At 65.0% G+C, this 4,666-nt stretch carries 4 protein-coding genes; 1 reads left to right on the top strand and 3 read right to left on the bottom strand.

Annotation, left to right across the window (positions count from 1 at the left end; all coding sequences use genetic code 11):
• Positions 1–199: 199 nt before the first annotated feature.
• The gene (locus D1832_RS15470; protein WP_182434824.1) at positions 200–355 is read left to right on the top strand and encodes a hypothetical protein; all 156 of its coding nucleotides are present in this window, start codon (positions 200–202) and stop codon (positions 353–355) included.
• A gap of 209 nt (positions 356–564) precedes the next feature.
• Here D1832_RS15470 and D1832_RS14920 read toward each other — a convergent pair whose 3' ends face one another.
• From D1832_RS14920 to D1832_RS14910, 3 genes are all read right to left on the bottom strand, one after another.
• A complete protein-coding gene (locus tag D1832_RS14920) occupies positions 565–1,098 on the bottom strand; it encodes a DUF3180 domain-containing protein (RefSeq protein ID WP_118915173.1) in 534 nt (177 codons plus the stop codon).
• Positions 1,095–2,066, bottom strand: coding sequence for a 2-amino-4-hydroxy-6-hydroxymethyldihydropteridine diphosphokinase (folK, locus tag D1832_RS14915; protein ID WP_118915172.1), 972 nt, complete (start codon positions 2,064–2,066; stop codon positions 1,095–1,097). The genes D1832_RS14920 and folK overlap by 4 nt, the downstream gene beginning before the upstream one ends.
• A 1,410-nt stretch (positions 2,067–3,476) precedes the next feature.
• Positions 3,477–4,556: an RHS repeat-associated core domain-containing protein gene (locus tag D1832_RS14910; RefSeq protein WP_147362747.1), complete on the bottom strand. Its 1,080-nt coding sequence runs from the start codon at positions 4,554–4,556 to the stop codon at positions 3,477–3,479.
• Between the last annotated feature and the right edge of the window lie 110 nt (positions 4,557–4,666).

Here is a 4,666-nt window from a genome sequence, read left to right as displayed (position 1 = left end):
GGGTCTTCTTCTCCGCCGGAATCGAGGGTGGTCTACCCATGTCTGACTCTCCTTCAGGACCTACATAACGGCCCTGCCACTAAGTCTGACGCGCGACACGACCACCGACCCCACCACGCCGACGACGGACCCGACGACACCGACGAGTGAGCCCACGACGCCCACATCGGAGCCCACGGACTCCTCGACGACGTCGCCGATGCCGTCCAGTTCGCCGAGCACGACGATGGGCCCGAAGGTCGAGACCGACTACGCCGACATGTCGCAGCCGACGAACCTCGCCGGCTTCGCGTTCGCTGCCGCCGGCATCGCTGCACTCGGTGGCGTTGTCGTCGTCGGTCGCCGCCGCGGCTGATCACAACTGACGCACGGCGAGGGCCGCCCCGGGAGCTTCACGGGGCGGCCCTCATGCTTGTGCCCGCCATCGAAGATGGTGGGTTTGGTCGAAGATGCGGACGACATCGGCGCCATCTTCAGCCAAACCTGCCATCAAGGCGTGCGGCTCCGTCCGTGAGCCGCACGCTCGGTGGCGGGCGCGGGGCCGTGAACGAAGTAGTTGCCGGGTCAGCGTTCGTCGTCGGGAATCGTGCACCACTTCTGTACGACGAAACCGAGCACGGACAGCACCACCGACGCGACGACGAGCGCGCCGAGCAGAATCACCCCGGAGCGTACCGACGCGATATGCAGGCGTCCGAACTGCACGACGGCCTGCCCCGCGTACCAGCCCGTGAGCACCGCACCACCGATTGCCGCCGCCTGCGAGAACACGACGACGCGACGCGCCGTGTCGGCGCTCGGCCCCTCGTGGCCCTGCATGACGCCGGCCGCAGCGCTGCGGGCCAGTGCTTCATCCTGGCCCGCGCGAAGTCGGGCGTCGGCCTCGCGCTTTGCCTTCGTCCGTGTGCGCACCTGGTCGCGCACGAGCCACCCGCCCGCCACGTGCGCCCCCGAGAGCGCGACGACGAGCAGCATCTCCCACCAGCTGTGCTGCGGCAGCGCGTTCCCGCCGTTGCGCACGAGCTGCATGGCGAGCGCCGTCACCGCCGTGACGACGACGCCCGCGATCAGCGCGGAGCGCGGTGCAAGCGGCTTCATCGAAGGCCTCCTTCGAGGTCGAGGTACTCCTCGGCGTCCCACACCGGGCCGCGACGTACCCCCGCGACGTCGAGCGCGCGCACGTGGTCGTCGAGCGCGACAACACCCTCGGGAGTCCGCAGCGTCATCCACGGCGCCGCCTGCCACCACGGCACGACGACGAACGCCCGCTCGTGGGCTCGCGGATGCGGCAACGCCAGCGGCGACTTCGACGCCTCCGCGGCGCCGGGCGTCACACCGTCACGCTCGCCACCGGCACGCACCTCGTCCGACTCCCCCGGCGTGCCCAAGGAAATGATGTCGAGGTCGAGGGTGCGCGCACCCCAACGCACGTCGCGTCGACGGCCGTGTTCGGCCTCGATGCGATGCAGTTCGGCGAGCAGGTGCTCCCCCGTGAGGCGCGTGAAACCGACGACGACGGCGTTGAGATAGTCAGGCTGCTCGACGCCACCGACCGGGTCGGTCTCGACGAGCGGCGACACGTGCACGACGTCGAGACCGTCGAGAGCGCGCAGCGATTCCAGCGCAGAACGCATGGTCGCCACCCGACGCCCGAGGTTCGTTCCCATCGCAATGACGACCGCACGACGTCGCTCGCGGCGCACCGACACAGCGGGCCCGGCCATGACGCCCGTCGTCGGCGTGAAGGGCACCCCAGCGGGCGCGTGCGGCTTGCGCACCATCACGTCCACGGCCTCGACGAACGCCCACTCGAGGCCGGCGTCGGCGATGCGCTCGGCGAGAGTTTCGATGAGGTCGACGGGCTCTCCGCTGGCTACCTCGACGACGCGCGCCGCGACGTCGGCGTACGACAGCGAGGCGGTGAGGTCGTCGCTACGCCCCGCGGGCGCCAAGTCGGCTTCGAGCGAAAGGTCGACGACGAACGGCTGCGGGATCTGCTTCTCGAAGTCGAGCACACCGTGACAGGCCGTGATCGCAAGCCCCGTGAGGGTGATCGTGTCGGGCATGACGATCCTTTCGAAGGCGAGGACGGGGTTCGAGGCGGTCGAACGTGCGCGGCATCCAACATCGTGCCATCGGTTGGCGGGGGCCCTGCACGCGCGTCATCACTTCCGCAATGACGTCACCGGCAACGTCGGCGTAGGCGGGCGGCGGTCCCAAGTCGGCTGGATGCTTGCACCAGTGCAGCCCGACGAGCCCCACGTCCGAGACCTGTGAAGGGCCCTGGGCTTCGTTCCAGACTTACGAGGCGCTTGTCGGGCACCATCCGTACGGCGGGTTGAAACAGGTGCTGTTCGCACTTCATGCCATTGGCCGATTTTGAGTGAGATCGGACGAATCCGGTGCGCTTCACTGCGAAACGTCAAATAACCGGGACAAAGCAGCCGCGCCACCGAGCATCACGAGGGCCCGGATCATTCCTCCAGATCCATCAATTGCATAACCCAGCCCCCCCCTGATACCGCAATCCCGAGGAGCAAGACCATCAGGCGCCTAGGTTTCATTGAGGAATCCTACCCAGGTCCCCGTGGCTGTCCTCTCCAACCCGACGTCCGTTGTCCCCCTCCGAAAATAGTGCCGAGATAGGAGCCGCCGCTGCGACGCACCCGATGCCGACAGTAGGTAGCTACAGTGCCCGTCGCCAAACCAACTTTCGAAGACCCCACCGAGCCCGCCGTTCCGGTACCAAAGGACTCCATGTCTGCGTCAGCAGCAGACATTCGCAACGACGGGGACTTCGCAGCTGTAGCGTCGCCCCGCATGGCCACCTGGAACCCGGCTGGCGGCCCAGGTAGCCAGCGCCCGCAGATGCCGGATCGATCTGTCCGGGGGGAATCGAGCTCCTGACGACGCGCGCAGGTTAGTGCGTAACCATAAGGCGGGATGATGATATGACGCCCAACTCATTTCTTGAACTTCTGGAAGGCGAACACGCCGAAGACGAATATAGCCACGATGACGAACAGCCAAACCGGCGCTCCGGCCTTGCCTGTCGCTCTATACGCTGCAAACGCTTGCATCTTTCCCCTCTTGTCACATATGCGACGCGTACGGACTACCGCAACTGTTCGCGCCAGCAAACCGCCCACCCCCGGACCTGTGCCGATCAGAGAGTCCGCTGAAGAGGAAACCGCCTCTGCGTAACGACAGGGATAAAGTGGCCCCCTCACACTAGCGTGTGAAGGGGCCACTTGAGGTCGGGCTACAGTCAGGAAGTGTGCGAAAGAACCTACGACGGCCAGGTCTCGCCTATCTTCGACGACTTCGAGCAAGCATGGATATGCACAGCGAAAGAAGAGCAAGCCACAATCCAACCCATCCCAAGAAATAATGGGCCTGATAGGCGAAGAAGCCGCCAAGAGTCCAAATGAGGAACACTAGAAGTGCGATCTTCTCTTTGCCCGTCAGAGTCTCTGTCATCTTGTCCATGAGTCACAGTCATTCGTCATGGCTTCAGCCGAGGCCCCGAACCCAATCACGCTGACGGCCACCCCTGCTGCTGCGACTCCCGTGAAAGGTGTCGCGGCGGCGGACGAGGCCGCTCCGACTGCGCTTGCTCCCATGCCGATAAGATCAGCGCCGCACCTGATTGCCTTGTGATGGAAGGGGTTCCAATCAATCCGCCCTGCAGGGTCCGTCATGTTGATGGGGTCGCCGCCGACGTAGAGATAGGCGTTGGCGCGAGCGGGGTCATTTAGGCGGGTGATGGGGTCGACACTTGTCCAGGTTCCGGTGCTGGTGTCGTGCCAGCGCGCTCCACGCTTCCACCAGTTCTTCACGACCTCATCCTGCACCCCGAGCGTCGACCACGGCGTCCCGCCACCGGAAGAGCCGGAGTCAGCGCTGGCAGCCTGCATCTGCGACGTCTGGGCCTTCGCAGCCGTGGTGGGCGACGAAGTCGGGTACACGATGTTGGTGAGCTGCTGATACGGGTCGTACTCGTATTTGCTCGTCACCTGACCATTGTCCGAGACCGTGCCCCACATGCGACCAAGGCCGTCGAACACGACGTACTGCGACTGAGCGCCCGAAAGCATGTTGATCGGCATGCCGTTCGCGTCGTTGTCGACGACGCTCGTCGAACTGGCGGAGCCAGCAATCGTCGAGTATTCCATCGTGGGAATACCAGCTTGGCTCGAACGACCCCACACATACGTCTTCGTCGTGTTCGCATCCTTCTGCTGGATCAACTCGTCCTGACCATATCCGGCATAGGCGTAGGAACCCTTGTTCGCCCCCTTCGTCCGGGCGACGGACTGTCCCAGAGCGTTCCACGTCGTCGAGCCCTCGGCCGGGTCGCCGGTGCGGCGTCCAGCCTTGTCGAACGCGTAGCCCGTGCTGTTGAGCTGGTTGTCAGCGTTGTACGACAACGACTGGACGGCCGCCCCGTCCTTCTTGACCGAGGTGCGGTTGCCATTTGCGTCGTACGTGTAGGCCCAGTTGTGACCGGCCCAGTTCGAGGCGCTCACCAGGCGCCCCATCGAGTCGTAGGACAACTGGGTGATTGTGTCGCGCGTCAAGATATCTGGCAGGACCGTTGAGTCAGTCCTGAAGGAGAATCTGAGCTATGGGTAGACCACCTGCGATCCCGGCCGAGCAGAAGGCG

It is taken from the genome of Dermacoccus abyssi (assembly GCF_003515945.1).
GTDB lineage: Bacteria > Actinomycetota > Actinomycetes > Actinomycetales > Dermatophilaceae > Dermacoccus > Dermacoccus abyssi.
The sequence above is the reverse complement of the archived record's forward strand: the minus strand, read 5'-3'. Positions and strand labels throughout refer to the sequence as shown.

Excerpts from the sequence above, each read along its gene's own strand:
- D1832_RS14920 (WP_118915173.1), bottom strand. The coding sequence starts at position 1,098 with ATGAAGCCGCTTGCACCGCGCTCCGCGCTGATCGCGGGCGTCGTCGTC.
- folK (WP_118915172.1), bottom strand. The coding sequence starts at position 2,066 with ATGCCCGACACGATCACCCTCACGGGGCTTGCGATCACGGCCTGTCAC.
- D1832_RS15470 (WP_182434824.1), top strand. The coding sequence starts at position 200 with ATGCCGTCCAGTTCGCCGAGCACGACGATGGGCCCGAAGGTCGAGACC.